The following is a 14009-nucleotide window of genomic DNA, read 5'->3' as shown; positions in this document are numbered from 1 at the left end:
GGCGGTCCACCGACGCTCCGGCAATTCTCGAAAGAGCATCGATAATTCTGCATTGCGGAAACTTTTTTCCGCCACTGGAGAGACGATTACACAACCTGTTGAAGCATGTCCAGTGCGGTAATTGACGCACTGTGAGGACGAATGGGAGATCCGGATGAACCACGGCGACCGACTGTCCCCGCCTTATGGCGCGCCACCTGCGGAATTCCTGCACGAATTCCTGCTGGCGGCCGCGGCGGATTTTGCCGACCGGCCGGCCGTCATCGAGCCGGCCGATAGCGGCACACGGGAGACCACCTATCGAGAACTGGCCACGGCGGTGGAGGTCCTCACCGACGGGCTGGCCGCGCTGGGAGTCGGAGTCGGTGACCGCGTCGTCCTGGAGGCGGACGCCTCCGCCGCGGCCCTCGCCGCGCTGCTGGCCTGCTCCACGCTGGGCGCCGCCTTCATCCCGGTCAGCCCGCAGACCCCGCGGGAGCGGCTGCTGTCGATCGTCGCCGCGACGGATCCGGCGCTGCACCTGCGCGATGCCGGGACCCCTGCCACGGAACTGCCCGCGGGCGCGGGCAGCGCCACCTTCACGGCGGACGGGGTGGGCGCCGAGCGGGCGCCCGCGCCACGGCAACGGCGGCGCACCGAGCGGTCGGTGACCGACCCGGCGTACATCATCTTCACCTCGGGCACCACGGGGCGGCCGAAGGGCGTCGTGATGAGCCACCGGGCGGTCGTGGCCTTCTACCGCGGCATGCTGGCGGCGCGGCTGGTCACCCAGCACGACCGGGTGGCCTCCACCTCGCCCCTGCAGTTCGACTTCTCGCTGCTGAACTTCGGCATGGCCCTGGGCGCCGGCGCCGCCGTGGTACCGCTCAAGCCCGAGGTGGTGCGCTGGCCGCGGCGCTTCCTGTCCGCGCTGCGCGAGGCGGGCGTCACCCAGGTCAACGGGGTGCCGTCGCTGTGGACTTCCGTCCTGCGCCGCGACGCCGACCGGCTCGTGGCACTCGACGCGCTGCGCACGATCCTGTTCTGCGGTGAGAAGTTCCCCCTGCCGCAGCTGCGCCGCATCCAGGAGATCCGGCCCGACCTGCGGATCGTCAACTGCTACGGGAGCACCGAGTCCATGGCCGCCTCCTTCGCCGAGGTGCCCCGGCCGCTGCCCGCGGACGAGACGGACCTGTCCATCGGTGTCGCCCACCCCGGCGCGGAGATGCTGCTGGTCGACGCCGACGGCCGGATCGTCGACGAGCCGTACGTCACCGGGGAGATCCTGCTGCGGACGCCCGCGCTCTTCTCCGGGTACTGGGACGACCCGCGGGCCACCGGTGCGGCGCTGGCGGCCGATCCGCTGGAGCCGCGCTCCGGGCAGCCGCTGCTGCGCACCGGGGACCTCGCCTACCGCGACCCGAGCGGCGCCTTCCGGCTGAAGGGGCGGACGGACTCGCAGGTGCAGATCCGCGGCAACCGGGTCGAGCTCGGCGAGGTGGAGCGCCGGCTGCTGGAACTCCCCGGGACGGCCGCGGCAGCGGTGTTCGCCGAGGAGCGCGGCGGCGACGGAGCCGTGCTGTGCGCGTTCGTCGTCCCGGAGCCGAGGACGGGGGGCGCGGCCGCGGCCGCCCCGGACGCCGCCCGGGTCCGGGCCTTCTGCGCGGACGCGCTGCCCGCGTACATGGTGCCGCAGGAGGTCAGGTCGGTTCCCGCCCTGCCCACCACCGCCAACGGCAAGACCGACCGGGCGGCGCTGCTGGCCCTGCTCTGAGCGGGGCGGGCGGCTCCGGCGGGACCCGAGCGCATCCCGAGTCGATGTCGAGCGGGGGCCCAGGGCGGGCCGGAAGCATCTCTCGGAGCATGATCGTTCCGACGAATGAGGTAACAGTGGACATGCGACCCGGCAGGCGGTTCCGGCGGTCTTCCCTCGCACGGCGCTGGGCGGGCGTGGTGTGGGACGGCCTGGTCTCCTTCGGCACCCTCCACATGCACGGGGAGACGCTGCGCGCCGCCGAGCCCGAGCCGACGCCCCTCCCGCTCGACGGCCCGCCACCGGGCCACCCCGAACGCCTGCGCCCCGATGTTCCCTTCAGCCCGGTCGAACGCGCCCTGCTCCGCGACCTCCAGGCCCCGGGCCCCGTCCACTGAGGCACGGCTCCCCCGGGGCGGGCGCGCACGGGGAGCCGTATCCATCGGGTGCTCGTCCGGGTGAGCCGCGAGTCTCCCGGGGCCTTGGGCCCGTACGGCCTACGGGCACCGGGGGCGCAAGGGGGCGCCCGTCCCGCCCGAGGCCGAGGCGTCGTGGTCGGGGTGGAGGCCGAGCATGTCGAGGAGGACCTCCAGCTCCTCGGCGTTCGCGGCATGGGCGGCCGCCGTGCGGCGGGCCGCCCGCCGCTCGGCGAGGCCGGCTGGAGCCGATACGGCCAGGACGTCAATCGCGTACGGATCGTTCATGCACCGATCCGACCACTCCCCCTCGCCCGTGGCAGCTCCATGTGCTCCACCTGCCGCGACGTGCCTGTCAGGAGCATCCCGGGACCGTTCCGGCACAGTTCGCGGGCAGGTTCTCGACGATCTTGCTGTCCGTGAGGGTCACCGCGGCCCCGACCCGGTTGTTGATGCCGCCGCCCGCACCGGCCGCACGGTTCTCCGATACGGTCGTGCGTTCGAGCGTCAGCTGCGTGGTGTCGGCCCCTGCCACCTGCTCGTTGTTGATGCCGCCGCCGTCGCGGCCCGACGAGTTCCTCTCGACCTTGCTCTTCCGCAGCGTCGCCGTGCCTTCGTTGTTGAGGGCGCCGCCGTCGTTGCCCGCCTTGTTGCGGATGAGGAACGAGTTCTCGACCTCCAGTGTCCCGTCCTCACCGTTGGCGATGCCACCGCCGTCGATACCGGCCCAGTTCTCGATGATCCTGGTGTGCTTGATCTTCGCGGTGCCGAGGTTGTTGATGCCGCCGCCGTCGTCGTCACGGGCCTCGTTGTTCGTGACGTAGCTGTGCTCGACGGTCAGCGTGCCGTGGTTCTGGATGCCGCCGCCGTCCTCGTCGGCCGTGTTGCCGGCGACGGTGCTCTCCTTCAGCGTGAGGGTGCCCGTCGCGCTGTTGCTGAGGCCGCCGCCGTCGCCGGGTTCACCCGCCGCGGAGGTGGCCACGTTGACCAGGACCTTGCTGTCGACGAGTGTGACGTCGCCGCCGTCGTTGGCGATTCCCCCGCCGTCCCCGCCCGCCTGGTTGCCCACGACCTTGCTGGCCTCCAGCCGCAGGGTTCCGGCGTTGGCGATGCCCGCGCCGTCCCCCTCGGTGTGGCCCCCGGTCACGCCGACACCCTTCAGGGTGAGCCGGCCGCCCGTGCTGACCGCGAGGATGCGGAAGTACGGGAGGCCTTCGCGCACGGAGCGGATCAGGGTCGAGTTCCGCCCGACGATGCCGACGTTCCCGGTGATGGCCGGCAGGGCGGTGCCCGAGTCCTCGAAGTCGTCCTGGAAGCGGTAGGCGCAGTCCTTCGCCAGGGTGACCGTGCCGCCGTCGGCATGCGCGTTCACCTGCCCGATGGCCGTGATGAGCCCGGCGACGTCACCGCAGCCGATGCTGAGGTTCAACGGGACCTGCGCCACGGCGGGCGCGGCCGCCGCGCACAGTCCGACACTTGCGACCACGGCAGATCCGGCGAGTGCGAGTCGGTTCTTCATGCGCTTCTCTCTCCTCGGTTCGGAGGGACCAGAGGTATCTCCCGATTCCGGCAGGCCCCCGCACCCGAGTTCGGACCCTCCGCAAATCCACGCGAACGGCCGTCACCTCCGCCCCTCGTCCACCGCCCGTCCCGTCCGACGTAGGCTTCGGCGCATGTCGCAGCCGATACGCCTCGTCATCCTGATCACCACGCTCCCGGGCCGCGGCCAGGAGCAGATCGCCGCGTTCGAGCGCCTCGCACCGGTCGTTCGAGCCGAAGAGGGCTGCCTGCAGTACGACCTGCACCAGGTGAGCGGCGACCCCGACCGCTTCGTTCTCATCGAGCGGTGGTCGTCGCAGGCGGCGCTCGCCGCGCATGACGCCGCCCCGCACATGATCGAAGCCGACGCGGCCGCCCCGGCGTTCCGGGCGGGACCCGCCGACGTCATCCGGCTCGACGCCGAACCCGTGGCCTGACCGCACCGCCGGTCTGACCGCCCCCGCCACAACTCGTTTGACGCCCACCGGCGTGCCGGGTTCGGATGGCGGACCATGAGCACAGTACGGATTCCTGACGCCCGGCATCCCGTCGACGACGATCTCGTACGGCGGCTGGTCGGCGGGCAGTTCCCCCAGTGGGCGGGGCTGGCGGTGGAGCGTTTCCCCTCCGGCGGGACCGTCAACGACGTCTACCGGCTCGGCGAGGCGATGGCCGTACGGCTGCCGCTGCGCAAGGGCGGCGCCGAGGACGTGTCCCTGGAGCGGGAGTGGCTGCCCCGCCTGGCCCCCTGCCTGCCCACACCCATTCCCGAGGTGCTCGGGGTCGGGGTGCCCGCCGAAGGGTATCCGTGGCCGTGGTCGGTGTACGCGTGGCTGACGGGCGAGCACCCCGAGGCAGGGGCGCTGGACGAGCCCGTGCTGCTGGCCGGGGACCTGGCCGCGTTCGTGACGGCGATGCGGGGCATCACCCTGCCCGGCGCGCCGCAGGCCTACCGCGGCGGGCCGCTCTCCTCGCTCGACACCGGGACCAGGACGGCGATCGAGACCCTGCGCGGGATACCGCAGGAGGGCATCGACTGCGACGCCGCGCTCGCCGTGTGGGAGGACGCGCTGCGGGCCCCGGACTGGGACGGGCCGCCGGTGTGGCTGCACGGCGACCTGATGCCGGGCAATCTGCTGGTGGACGGCGGCAGGCTCACCTCGGTGATCGACTTCGGGTGCACGGGAGTGGGCGATCCGGCCTGCGACCTCTTCCCGGCGTGGAACCTGCTGCCACGCGAGGGGAGGGAAGTCTTCCGCGAGGCGCTCGGCGTGGACGACGCGACGTGGATCCGGGGCCGGGGCCGGACGCTCTCGCAGGCGCTGATCGCCCTGCCGCACCACCGCACGACGAACCCGGCCATGGCACGCAACGCCCGGCACGTGATCCGGACGGTCCTGGGCGAGGACTGACGCCCGTCAGCGGCGCAGGGTGTAGTGGGTGAGCCCCGGAACCGCACACCGGCGAACGCCCGAACCGGCCGGGCTGCGAAGCGCCGCGGCTTCCGGTGCCGCCGAATGCAGCGCCCGGGGCACTCCTTCGGGGGAATCCGGCGGGCATCACCGGGCGACGGGGGTGAGGGCTGCCGAAGACAAGATGCGGACCCCGTCCGGGGCCGTGCGCAGCTGGCTGCGCTTTCAGTCTGTACAAGGAGACTTCACATGTCGCGTGTCCTGAAGAGTGCCGGGCTGGCCCTCGCCGTCGGTTTCGCGCTCCTCGGTGGTGCCTCGGTCGCGTCCGCCGACGCCGAAGCCTCGGGTATTGCGGCCGGCTCCCCCGGCGTTCTCTCCGGAAACCTGGTCCAGGTTCCCATCCACATCCCGATCAACGTGTGCGGCAACTCCATCAACATCATCGGGGCGCTCAACCCGGCCGCCGGCAACACCTGCGTCAACCTCTGACACTCCTCTTGCCCCCGGGTGGTGCCGTGTTGGGGCACGGCACCACTCCGCCGGGCCGCCCGACCAGCCCCCCGGAGGCCGACATGGGGTTCTACTCCGCACAGATCCTGCCCCGGATCATCAACGCCGCCTGCGGGGTCAAGACGGCCGAACCGCTCAGGCGCAGGGTCTGCGCGGGCCTGACGGGCGAGGTCGTGGAGATCGGCTTCGGTACGGGCCACAACGTGCCCTTCTATCCCCCGGCCGTCACCGGCGTGGCCGCGATCGAGCCGTCCGATCTCGGCTGGCGGATCGCCGCCGACCGGGTCAGGGCGGCGCGCGTGCCGGTACGGCGTGCCGGGCTCGACGGCCAGTCACTGCCCTTCGAGGACGACACCTTCGACTCCGCCCTGTCCACCTGGACGCTGTGCACCATCCCCGATGCCGCCGCGGCCCTGCGCGAGGTGCGGCGCGTCCTCAAGCCCGGGGGGACCCTGCACTTCGTGGAACACGGGCGGGCCCCGGAAGGGGACGAGGGCGTACGCCGCTGGCAGCGGCGGCTCGAGCCTCTGAACAAGCGCCTCTTGGGCGGGTGCCACCTCACCCGGCAGCCCGCCGACATGCTGACCGCGGCCGGGTTCCGGATCACGGTGCTCGACGTCTTCTACGAGAAGGGCGCACCCAGAGTGCTGGCCGCGGACTCCCTGGGGATCGCCCTATCCCCGTGAACGGCAGGGCGGAGCCAATTCCACGTCCGCGTACGCGGATTGAGTGCACGGGGTCTTGTGCCGCGAGGCCGGACGCTGCTATTCCATTCCATTAGGAAAGTTTCCTTACGATCGTCGGATCGTCAACGGGATGGAGACACCGTGAGACCCCCACGTGTTCGGCTGCGTTCCCTCGCGGGAGCCGGAACCCTCATCAGTGCACTGCTCATAGGCCTCACCGCCGCCCCCGGCGCCTCGGGCGCGGCAGCCGCCCCCGCCACCCACGAGGCGGAGGGCGCCGTCATCTCCCGCGGCGCGGCCGAGTCCAACCACACCGGCTTCACCGGCAGCGGGTTCGTCAACTACGACAACGTCAGCGGCAGTTACATCGAGTGGACCGTCAACGCCGCCCAGTCCGCCACCGCCACCCTCAACCTGCGCTACGCCAACGGCACCACCGCCAACCGGCCGATGACCATCACGGTCAACGGCACGGCCGTCGCCTCGAACAAGGCGTTCAACGGCACTGGGGCCTGGACCTCCTGGTCCACCACCGGCCTGACGGCCGCCCTCAAGGCCGGCGCCAATACCATCCGGGCCACGGCCACCACCGCCAACGGCGGACCCAACGTCGACCACCTCACGGTCGACGCCGGAACCACCCCGCCCGTGCCGGGCACCACCCCGGTCGCCGTCAACGGCCGGCTCGCCGTCTGCGGCACCAAGCTCTGCAACCAGTACGGCAAGCCCGTCCAGCTGCGCGGCATGAGCACCCACGGAACCCAGTGGTACGCGCAGTGCCTCACCAGCGGTTCCCTCGACGCCCTCGCGAAGGACTGGAACGCCGACGTACTGCGCGTCTCCACGTACGTCCAGGAGGAGGGCTACGAGACCGACCCGCAGAAGTTCACCGACCTCGCCCACTCGCTCATCGAGCAGGCGACGGCCCGGGGCTTGTACGTGATCGTCGACTGGCACATGCTCGACCCGGGCGACCCGAACTACAACCTGGCCCGGGCCAAGACCTTCTTCACCGCGATCGCCAACCGCCACAAGGGCAAGAACAACATCTTCTACGAGATCGCCAACGAGCCGAACGGTGTGGGCTGGGCCTCGGTCAAGAGCTACGCGGAGCAGATCATCCCGGTCATCCGGACCATCGACTCCGACGCCCCGGTCCTCGTGGGCACCCGCGCCTGGTCCTCCCTCGGCGTCTCCGACGGCGCCGACGAGACCGAGGTCGTCGACAACCCGGTGAACGCGTCCAACATCATGTACACGTTCCACTTCTACGCGTACTCGCACCGCGAGGAGTACCTCGACACCCTCTCCCGCGCCGCCGACCGGATCCCCGTGTTCGTCACGGAGTTCGGCACCCAGAACTACGCGGGCGAGGGCAGCGACGACTTCACCATGTCGCAGAAGTACCTCGACCTGATGGCGGCCAAGAAGATCAGCTGGACCAACTGGAACTTCTCCGACGACAACCGCACCGGCGCGGTGTTCAAGACGGGCACCTGCGGCAGCAACGGCCCGTGGGCCGGGACCGGTTCGCTCAAGCCGGCCGGCGTCTGGATCCGCGACCGCATCCGTACCGCGGACACCTTCCCCACCGGCTGACGGTCCAGCAGCCGTCCCCCTTGTCCCACGGCCCCGCCCGGCGCGCGTGTCCCGGGCGGGGCCCGCCGATCGCGCACGCGGGCCTCTTCGAGCGCTACGTCACTGCGCTACGACGAAGAGGCGGAGGCCGGCCCCGGCTCCGCGGTGTGAACCGCGGCGCGACGCATGCTGCCGTCGGCGCAGACCAGCGTCACCACCACGGAGGCGGCGGCGACGACGGTGATCGCGGTAGCGGGGCCCAGGTACTGGGCGACGCCGCCCGCGATCGCGGCGCCGATGCCCTGCCAGGTCATCCGGCCGGCCGACTCCACGCCCTGGACCTGCCCCCGGACCGGGTCGGGAGTCAACTCGAGCAGCCGCTCCTGCAGGGGCAGGGTGGCCGCGAACCCGGCTCCGGCGAGGAACACCGCGACCGCCGCGAGCGCGACCGGCGGGTGGAGCGCGAAGAGCAGGAACGGAACGGCGAGCAGCAGCCGCAGGGCGAAGGCGCAGCGGCGGCGCCGGCCGGCGGTGAGCAGACGGCCGACGGCCAGGTCTCCGAGGAGCATGCCCGCCGATCCGGCGGCGAGGAAGGTCCCGGCGTGGGCCGGATCGTAGGAGATGAACAACGCCTCGCAGCCGACGACCAGGCCGTTGGGGACCCACAGGTTCACCAGGAGCAGGCGTCGGGCGGGGTCGGAGAGGAGCGCGGCGTTGGTGGTCCAGGTCTGGCGCAGCCCGGGTCGGCGGGTGAGGCGGATCGAGTGCTCCCGTACGGTGGCCGCCACCACGGCCAGTGCGAGTGCGGTCAGGACGGCGGCGAAGACGAAGACCCCCTGCGGGGTCAGGAACCGCAGCAGCACGGCGCCGGTCGCGTAGCCGAGGATCGCCGTGCCGCCCGCGGTGATGTTCATCAGGGAGCGGGCCAGGGCGTAGGCGGATCCGGGCACCACCTCGGCGAGCAGCCCCATCCGGGTACCGGTTCCCAGGGACTGGAAGAACCCGAGGACCAGCAGCAGCGCGAACCGGACGGCCAGGGGCAGGCCGGGTACGGCCTGGGCGGCGACACCCGCCAGCGCGAGGAACTGGAGCACGACCAGGGTGCGCCGCGGACGTTTCCCGTCCGCGACGGACATCAGGGTCAGGGCGCCCAGTACCGTCGCGAACGTGGCGCCGTACATGCTCACGGCCGTCAGGAACGGCGAGTGGGTCTGCTGGTTGACGATGGTGCCGAGTGCGAAGCCCGAGAGGGTGGTCGCGGCGACCGTCAGGGTGAAGCCGGCGTACAGACCGGCGAACTCGCCGTTGCGCAGCAGTTCGCGGTATCCGGTGGCGGGGGCGGTGGGCGCGATGGGCCCGGAAGGGGAAGAAGGCATAAAAAAAGCCTTCGGACGTGTGCGCGGGGTGCGCTCGCCGGAGGCCAACGCGTGCATTCTAGCACCACGTCGCCCCTCTCGCGCCGGTGTCACCCTCCGTGATCGACGGCGATGCGGTCCCGGCGCACGGCCCGCATGATGAAACGGCGGGCGGCCTGCCGTCCGCAGCTGCCAGACCGTGACCGGCCGGAGGGAACGACATGCACGCGGAGCGGTACGAGCTGGTGTTCCCCGACGGCACCGAGGAAGGCCAGGACGTGGTGGTGGTGAGCCGTACGGAGCGCACCGGCCCCGGCGGACACCCCGTCTACTGGGACGAGACCGGCATCGTCCAGGCGGAGATCAGCGACCAGGGCGAAGTCCGCATGCTCCCGTCGAGCAGCCAGCAGGTGCCCGCCCACGGCGTCCAGGCCCGCCCGCTGCCCGAGTGACGCGGGTGACGCAGGTGGCACACGGGCCGGGTAGTCTCGGTGGATGGCGAAGTACTTCGATGTGCACCCCGAGAACCCCCAGCCGCGCACGATCGGCAGCGTGGCCGACAGCATCCGGTCCGGCGCGCTCGTCGCGTACCCCACGGACTCCTGCTTCGCGCTGGGCTGCCAGTTGGGCAACCGTGAGGGCATGGCCCGGATCCGGTCGATCCGCAACCTCGACGAGCGGCACCACTTCACCCTCGTCTGCCAGAACTTCGCGCAGCTGGGTCAGTTCGTGCACATCGACAACGACGTGTTCCGTGCGATCAAGGCGTCGACGCCGGGCCCGTTCACCTTCATCCTCCGGGCGACGAACGAGGTACCGCGTCAGCTGATGCATCCGAAGAAGAAGACGGTCGGGGTACGGATCCCCGACCACGCCGTCACCCAGGCGCTGCTCGCCGAACTCGGCGAGCCCCTGCTCTCCAGCACCCTGCTGCTGCCCGACGAGGACGAGCCCATGACGCAGGGCTGGGAGATCAAGGAGCGCCTCGAGCACCTGGTGGACGCGGTCGTCGACTCGGGTGACTGCGGGACCAGGCCCACCACCGTCATCGACTTCTCCGGCGGCGAGGCCGAGATCGTCCGCGTGGGGGCGGGCGACACCACCCGCTTCGAGTAGCCCCCTCCCGGCCGGCCGGCCCTGTCAGCGCCGCTCGTAGTTGGTGAGGACGCAGCCCTCTACCTGGGACTTCTCCAGCCGGTAGCCCGCCGGGGCGCTGAAGCCTGGTTCGCAGTTCAGGGCGAGGAACTGCAGCTGGTAGAGCCCGTGCCGGATCGAGTCGTTGTTGGTCTCCACGGCGATGTTCTCGCCGACCAGGAGCATGCTGGCAGTGGCCTTGAGGCGGCCGTCGTCCTTCAGGTCGGCCTGCTGGGCGGTTTTCGCCTTGGTCTGCAGCATCTTCATGTCGCGGACGACGTCGAGCCAGTTCAGGTTGTGCGCCCGCCGCTCCCCCGCCATCTCCCCGCAGACGGCGCGCTCCTTGATGCCCCACGCGAGCTGCTCCCCCGCCACGACCGGCTTGTAGTCGATGGACTCGACGGCAAGGGCATCGGGAGCGGTGGACATGTTCGTGCAGTCGACGGTGTGCGGGTGGACGAGCTTCTTCAGCTCGCCGAGGCTGTCCGCCCGGGGCAGGCCGAGGCTGCCCTGCGCCGGCTGTCCCGGCTTCGCGGACGCCCCGCCCGCCGCGGCCGGATCCTCCTGCGGGGTCTCGAAGTTCGGGCTGCCGCTGCCGTCCGTGCTTCCGACGAAGTCGCTGAGCACGCAGCCCTCGACCAGCGCCTGCTCCTTCTTGTACCCCTTGGGTACGCCGAAGGTCGGGTTGCAGGTGAGGACGCGCAGCTCGGACGCGGCCAGGGCGAGGGCCGTCTTGGTCTCGGTCGGGGTGACGGCGAAGTTCTTGCCGACGAACACCCGGCTGTTCAGGCCGTACGACCCGCTGCCCCCGGCGATCTTGTCCATGACGCGCTGCTTGTAGCCCGCCTGGAACTCCTTCATGTCCGAGGCCATGTAGAAGATGATCTCGCCGTGCTCGGTGCGGTCGGTGCACACGCCGCGCTCGGTCACCGACCACTTTCCGACCGTCGTCAGGTCGGTCAGCGGCAGCCGGCTGTCGCCCGGCTCCGTACCCATCTTCTCGCACGACGCGTACTGCTGGACGTACTTCTGCGCCTCGGCGAGGGAGGCGGGCGCCGGTGCCGACGGGCCGCCGACTCCCGGCGGTACGGTCGCCGACCGTCCGGGCTCGGCGTCCTCGCAGGCCGCGAGCGTGGTGAGGGAGGCGAGGAGAACGGTCGCGGCGAGGGTCCGCTTGATGCGCATGGGGTGCTTTCGTCGGGCTGGGCACGCGAGGTGCGTATGGCGTGCACATGCTAGGCAACAACCCCTTTGCCGATCAAAGCCGTTCGCCGCTCAGCGACGCAGGGTCGCCGCCGCTCCCACGATGACGGTGCCGACCGCGCAGCTGACCATGACGGCCCGGAACCTGCTTGCGTTCCCGCAGGTGAGGGCGGTCTGGAGTCGGTCCAGCAGCCCGTCTTGGTCCTCCTGGCCGGCTGCCCCGCCCTGCCCGGGCTCCTTCGGGGCATCGGGCGCGAGGCTCCGGTGCAGGAGCGCGCAGTGGACGCAGGGGGCGCAGTCACCGTCGGCGGGGTCGAGCCAGTACGCGCCGTCGAGCACTGCGTACGTCTCTGGGGTGGTGGCTTCCATGACCCTGCAACTGCCGTACGAGCGGATCGGGTACGAGCAGGCCGGCGGTCGCAACCGAATCGGTATCAGCGCGTCGGCCGGACCTTCCCGGTCGTTTCCCGATCCCGGACCGACTGGTTGCCGTCGCCCCCGGATCCGCCGACCGCCGACACCTGGTGGATGCGCAGGGCCAGTTGCAGTTCCAGGGCCCGCTCCGGCAGGTGCCAGTCCGGCCCGAGGAGCCGCCCGATGCGGTCCAGGCGCTGCACCACCGTGTTGACGTGGACGTGGAGCGCGGCCCGGGTCTTGGCCTGGCTCATGCCGAGCGCGAAGTAGGTCCGCAGGGTGTGGGTGAGGTCGGTGCCGCGCTTCGCGTCGTAGTCCAGGAGCGGGCCCAGGGTCTGCCGTACGTAGCCGCCCAGGTCCGTCTGGTCGCCCAGCAGCAGGCCGACGAAGCCCAGGTCCGCGAGGGCGGCCCCGGTCCCCCGGTGGCCCAGGGCCTGCAGGGCGGCCAGGCAGCGGCGTGCTTCCGCGTGCGCCTCGGCGAAGTCCGGCGGGCCGGTCACCGGGCGGCCCGCCGCCCCGACGGTGACCGGGGCGGCCACGGCCTGGCCGAGTTCGGCGGCGAGCGAGGCCGCGCAGGTACTGGGGGTGTCCGAGGGGCAGATGAGGACCACGTCGTCGTGGTGCTGTCCGGCCAGCCCCTGGCGCGCCTGCGCGGTGCGGGCGGCCGCCGCCAGCAGTCGCGGGCGGGGGATCGCGTCCGCGTGCAGGACGAACACGGCGTGCGGCCGGGCGAGGTTCACGCCGAGGCGGCGGGCGCGGGCCGACAGACCCGCGGGGTCGGCGGCCCGGGTGAGGAGGTCGCCCAGCAGCTCGCCCCGTACCCGGTCCTCCGTTTCGGCGACCGATCGGCGCAGGAGCAGCAGCAGGGCGGTGACGACGCTGGCCCGTTCGAAGAGCCTGCGGTCGGCGTCGTCGAGGTCGGGGCGGCCGGTCAGGGCGATGCTGCCGAGGAGTTCGTGCCCGGCGAGGACCGCGCACACCCAGGTGCCCCGGACCGGGACCGCCCGACCGCCCGCCCGGGAGGCGGCCACGGCCTGGGGCGGCGGAGCCTGCGGGTCCGCGCCCGCCCGGGCGAGTTCGGTTCCGTCCGCGTCGTGGATGAGCATGCCGCCCTGCAGGACGGCGCCGATGGCGGTCGCGACCTCGGTGATGCCCGCTCCGCGCAGCACCAGGTCGGTCAGCCGGTCGTGGGCGTCCTCGGCGCGCCGCATGGCCCGGCTGTGGGCCTCGATCGTCTGGGAGGCCGCGTTGAGGTCGACCAGGGCGGTACGGGTCTCCTCCAGGAGCCGGGCGCTGTCGATGGCGATGGCGGCGTGGTCGGCGAGCGAGGCCAGCAGGGCGACCTCGTCCGGCGTGAAGGTGCGGGCGGTGCGGTCGGCGGCGTAGAGGACGCCGATCACGCGGGTGCCCAGGCGCAGCGGGACCCCGAGGATGGCCCGCAGCCCCTCTTCCGCGACGGCGCTGTCGATCGTGGCGGTGTGCTTGAACCGCGGGTCGTCGCGGTAGTCGCCGGTGGTGTAGGGACGGGCCGTCTCGGCGACCAGCCCGCCCAGGCCCTCCCCCATGCCCAGGCGCACCTGCTGGAAGGCGGCGGAGCCGGAGCCGTCGGTCACCCGCATGTAGGTGTCGCCGGCCTCGTCGTCGTTGAGGGACAGATAGGTGACGTCCGTACCGAGGAGGAGTTTCGCCCGGTGGACGATGGCCCGCAGGACGGCGTCCAGGTCGCGCAGCGCCGCGAGGTCGCCGGCGGTGTCGAAGAGGGCCGCCAGTTCGGCCTCGCGGCGGCGGTGCTGGCTGAGCGTGCGGCGGATGGCGAGCGCCACCTCGGTCGCCTCGGCTATCTCCTGCGTCCGCGCGGCGGTGAGGCCCGCCTGCCGGGCGGCGTCGGCCGGGCGCGCGAAGTGTTCGGCGGGCGCGCCCTGGGCCAGCAGGTCCAGGAGCCGGCGCAGAGCGGTCCATGCTTCGCCGTCGCCGGGGCTCTTCGCGGTGGTGGCCATGTCGGGCTCTCCGTGGTGCGGGGCCGGGGGGGG

At 72.0% G+C, this 14009-nt stretch carries 15 protein-coding genes; 9 read left to right on the top strand and 6 right to left on the bottom strand.

The features are described from left to right. Window positions 1-154: 154 nt before the first annotated feature. Both ACIPUC_RS11845 and ACIPUC_RS11840 read left to right on the top strand, forming a co-directional pair. Window positions 155-1753, top strand: a complete 1599-nt coding sequence (locus tag ACIPUC_RS11845; RefSeq protein ID WP_446588975.1) for an AMP-binding protein — start codon at window positions 155-157, stop codon at window positions 1751-1753. Window positions 1754-1875: 122 nt separating this feature from the next. Beyond that, entirely contained in the window at window positions 1876-2130 is a 255-nt protein-coding gene (locus ACIPUC_RS11840; RefSeq protein WP_446589693.1) for a DUF6059 family protein, read from the top strand. Between the two features lie 99 nt (window positions 2131-2229). On the opposite strand, the gene ACIPUC_RS11835 is transcribed toward ACIPUC_RS11840, so the two are convergent. Beyond that, window positions 2230-2436, bottom strand: a complete 207-nt coding sequence (locus tag ACIPUC_RS11835; RefSeq protein WP_446588973.1) for a hypothetical protein — start codon at window positions 2434-2436, stop codon at window positions 2230-2232. A 67-nt stretch (window positions 2437-2503) separates the two neighbouring features. After that, window positions 2504-3667 carry a hypothetical protein gene (locus tag ACIPUC_RS11830; RefSeq protein ID WP_446588971.1) on the bottom strand — a complete coding sequence of 388 codons (1164 nt, stop codon included), beginning with the start codon at window positions 3665-3667 and terminating at the stop codon, window positions 2504-2506. A 154-nt stretch (window positions 3668-3821) separates the two neighbouring features. On the opposite strand from ACIPUC_RS11830, the gene ACIPUC_RS11825 reads away from it, so the two are divergent. The 5 genes from ACIPUC_RS11825 to ACIPUC_RS11805 all read left to right on the top strand — a co-directional run bounded on the left by ACIPUC_RS11825 (window position 3822) and on the right by ACIPUC_RS11805 (window position 7894). Further along, a complete protein-coding gene (locus ACIPUC_RS11825) occupies window positions 3822-4124 on the top strand; it encodes a putative quinol monooxygenase (RefSeq protein WP_446588969.1) in 303 nt (100 codons plus the stop codon). A gap of 75 nt (window positions 4125-4199) precedes the next feature. Then, window positions 4200-5099, top strand: a complete 900-nt coding sequence (locus ACIPUC_RS11820; RefSeq protein ID WP_446588967.1) for an aminoglycoside phosphotransferase family protein — start codon at window positions 4200-4202, stop codon at window positions 5097-5099. Window positions 5100-5348: 249 nt separating this feature from the next. Then, window positions 5349-5588 carry a chaplin gene (locus ACIPUC_RS11815; protein ID WP_446588965.1) on the top strand — a complete coding sequence of 80 codons (240 nt, stop codon included), beginning with the start codon at window positions 5349-5351 and terminating at the stop codon, window positions 5586-5588. Window positions 5589-5671: 83 nt separating this feature from the next. Beyond that, window positions 5672-6295 carry a class I SAM-dependent methyltransferase gene (locus ACIPUC_RS11810; RefSeq protein ID WP_446588963.1) on the top strand — a complete coding sequence of 208 codons (624 nt, stop codon included), beginning with the start codon at window positions 5672-5674 and terminating at the stop codon, window positions 6293-6295. A 57-nt stretch (window positions 6296-6352) separates the two neighbouring features. After that, entirely contained in the window at window positions 6353-7894 is a 1542-nt protein-coding gene (locus ACIPUC_RS11805; protein ID WP_446588961.1) for a cellulase family glycosylhydrolase, read from the top strand. Window positions 7895-8001: 107 nt separating this feature from the next. Here ACIPUC_RS11805 and ACIPUC_RS11800 read toward each other — a convergent pair whose 3' ends face one another. Then, window positions 8002-9249, bottom strand: a complete 1248-nt coding sequence (locus tag ACIPUC_RS11800) for an MFS transporter (RefSeq protein ID WP_446588960.1) — start codon at window positions 9247-9249, stop codon at window positions 8002-8004. Window positions 9250-9449: 200 nt separating this feature from the next. On the opposite strand from ACIPUC_RS11800, the gene ACIPUC_RS11795 reads away from it, so the two are divergent. Together ACIPUC_RS11795 and ACIPUC_RS11790 are read left to right on the top strand one after the other, a co-directional pair. Continuing rightward, entirely contained in the window at window positions 9450-9680 is a 231-nt protein-coding gene (locus ACIPUC_RS11795; RefSeq protein ID WP_446588958.1) for a DUF6296 family protein, read from the top strand. Window positions 9681-9723: 43 nt separating this feature from the next. Next, window positions 9724-10344 carry an L-threonylcarbamoyladenylate synthase gene (locus ACIPUC_RS11790; RefSeq protein ID WP_446588956.1) on the top strand — a complete coding sequence of 207 codons (621 nt, stop codon included), beginning with the start codon at window positions 9724-9726 and terminating at the stop codon, window positions 10342-10344. A gap of 24 nt (window positions 10345-10368) precedes the next feature. On the opposite strand, the gene ACIPUC_RS11785 is transcribed toward ACIPUC_RS11790, so the two are convergent. The 3 genes from ACIPUC_RS11785 to ACIPUC_RS11775 all read right to left on the bottom strand — a co-directional run bounded on the left by ACIPUC_RS11785 (window position 10369) and on the right by ACIPUC_RS11775 (window position 13976). Continuing rightward, window positions 10369-11547, bottom strand: a complete 1179-nt coding sequence (locus tag ACIPUC_RS11785) for a hypothetical protein (protein ID WP_446588954.1) — start codon at window positions 11545-11547, stop codon at window positions 10369-10371. 90 nt (window positions 11548-11637) lie between these two features. Further along, on the bottom strand, window positions 11638-11934 hold the full coding sequence (locus tag ACIPUC_RS11780; RefSeq protein ID WP_446588952.1) for a hypothetical protein: 297 nt from the start codon (window positions 11932-11934) through the stop codon (window positions 11638-11640). 65 nt (window positions 11935-11999) lie between these two features. Next, window positions 12000-13976, bottom strand: coding sequence for a helix-turn-helix domain-containing protein (locus tag ACIPUC_RS11775; protein WP_446588950.1), 1977 nt, complete (start codon window positions 13974-13976; stop codon window positions 12000-12002). Window positions 13977-14009 lie beyond the last annotated feature (33 nt).

This window comes from Streptomyces sp. LARHCF249 (genome assembly GCF_052871255.1).
This window is presented reverse-complemented; position numbering and strand designations above follow the sequence as displayed.

What these genes read in the sequence shown, in the direction of transcription:
- ACIPUC_RS11845 (WP_446588975.1), top strand. Translation starts at nt 155, where the DNA reads ATGAACCACGGCGACCGACTGTCCCCGCCTTATGGCGCGCCACCTGCG.
- ACIPUC_RS11840 (WP_446589693.1), top strand. Translation starts at nt 1,876, where the DNA reads ATGCGACCCGGCAGGCGGTTCCGGCGGTCTTCCCTCGCACGGCGCTGG.
- ACIPUC_RS11835 (WP_446588973.1), bottom strand. Translation starts at nt 2,436, where the DNA reads ATGAACGATCCGTACGCGATTGACGTCCTGGCCGTATCGGCTCCAGCC.
- ACIPUC_RS11830 (WP_446588971.1), bottom strand. Translation starts at nt 3,667, where the DNA reads ATGAAGAACCGACTCGCACTCGCCGGATCTGCCGTGGTCGCAAGTGTC.
- ACIPUC_RS11825 (WP_446588969.1), top strand. Translation starts at nt 3,822, where the DNA reads ATGTCGCAGCCGATACGCCTCGTCATCCTGATCACCACGCTCCCGGGC.
- ACIPUC_RS11820 (WP_446588967.1), top strand. Translation starts at nt 4,200, where the DNA reads ATGAGCACAGTACGGATTCCTGACGCCCGGCATCCCGTCGACGACGAT.
- ACIPUC_RS11815 (WP_446588965.1), top strand. Translation starts at nt 5,349, where the DNA reads ATGTCGCGTGTCCTGAAGAGTGCCGGGCTGGCCCTCGCCGTCGGTTTC.
- ACIPUC_RS11810 (WP_446588963.1), top strand. Translation starts at nt 5,672, where the DNA reads ATGGGGTTCTACTCCGCACAGATCCTGCCCCGGATCATCAACGCCGCC.
- ACIPUC_RS11800 (WP_446588960.1), bottom strand. Translation starts at nt 9,249, where the DNA reads ATGCCTTCTTCCCCTTCCGGGCCCATCGCGCCCACCGCCCCCGCCACC.
- ACIPUC_RS11795 (WP_446588958.1), top strand. Translation starts at nt 9,450, where the DNA reads ATGCACGCGGAGCGGTACGAGCTGGTGTTCCCCGACGGCACCGAGGAA.
- ACIPUC_RS11790 (WP_446588956.1), top strand. Translation starts at nt 9,724, where the DNA reads ATGGCGAAGTACTTCGATGTGCACCCCGAGAACCCCCAGCCGCGCACG.
- ACIPUC_RS11785 (WP_446588954.1), bottom strand. Translation starts at nt 11,547, where the DNA reads ATGCGCATCAAGCGGACCCTCGCCGCGACCGTTCTCCTCGCCTCCCTC.
- ACIPUC_RS11780 (WP_446588952.1), bottom strand. Translation starts at nt 11,934, where the DNA reads ATGGAAGCCACCACCCCAGAGACGTACGCAGTGCTCGACGGCGCGTAC.
- ACIPUC_RS11775 (WP_446588950.1), bottom strand. Translation starts at nt 13,976, where the DNA reads ATGGCCACCACCGCGAAGAGCCCCGGCGACGGCGAAGCATGGACCGCT.